This window comes from Streptomyces megasporus (assembly GCF_000718985.1).
Classification (GTDB): domain Bacteria; phylum Actinomycetota; class Actinomycetes; order Streptomycetales; family Streptomycetaceae; genus Streptomyces; species Streptomyces megasporus.
The window spans coordinates 1-815 of sequence record NZ_JODL01000074.1 but is presented as its reverse complement, the minus strand read 5'-3'; the positions used below and the strand labels follow the sequence as shown (position 1 = coordinate 815).

General features: G+C 68.5%; 1 protein-coding gene. It reads right to left on the bottom strand.

The features are described 5' to 3' along the window. Window positions 1–651 (bottom strand): glycoside hydrolase family 19 protein (locus tag IF47_RS0126690; RefSeq protein ID WP_037733436.1); only part of this gene is annotated, 651 nt, incomplete at its 3' end. Window positions 652–815 lie beyond the last annotated feature (164 nt).

The window sequence follows — 815 nt, the reverse complement described above, 5'->3', positions numbered from 1 at the left end:
GTTCTGCACCAGCCAGGGATTGTTCAGCAGATCGATGCCGAGCGCGTCACCCGCGGCCTTGTAGTTGAAGTTCCAGCTCAGCTGGATCGGGCCGCGCCCGTAGTAGGCGGCCTGGCCGGCCGGACAGCCGTAGGGCCGGCTCCAGTCGCAGTAGTGCGGGTAGTTGGCGGTGTTCTGCTCGACCACGTGCACCAGGCCACCGGTCTCGTGGCTGACGTTGGCGAGGAAGGCGGCGGCCTCCTGCTTCTTCACCGTGTCGCTGCCGGTGCTGGCGAAGCCGGGGTAGGCGCTCAGAGCCGCGGTGAGACCGCTGTACGTGTAGAAGGGGTTCCGGTTCGGGAACATCTGATTGAACTGCGCCTCGGTGACGACGAAGCGCGCGTTGGGCGTGCCCGGACCGCTGTCGCACGCGTAGGGCTCCCAGTACCAGGTGCTGATGACCGGGTCGTAGCCCGGGTTGGCGTGCTCGGCGATGTACGCCTTGCCGTCGGTGTAGCGGACGATGTCGCCGGCCGCGTACGACCTGCCCGCCACCCAGTTCGGATAACTGGAGCACGCGGCGGCTGAGGCGTTCGAGGCGGGCAGCAGCACCGGGGCGGTGCCCGCGAGGGCGAAGGTGACCAGGACGGCGGACAGACGGCGTCTCGACATGGGCTCAACTCCTTTGCGGAGCACGGCCGCACCCGGCAAGGCAGGGCGAAGCAGAGCCTTGGCGCACGTGCCGGCCGGACCGGTCACGGCGTGGGGGCGGCCGTGGTGGGGGGTGATGGAGGCACACTCAACCGCGTTGGTCTGTACCAGTCAAGGGTGTAGAC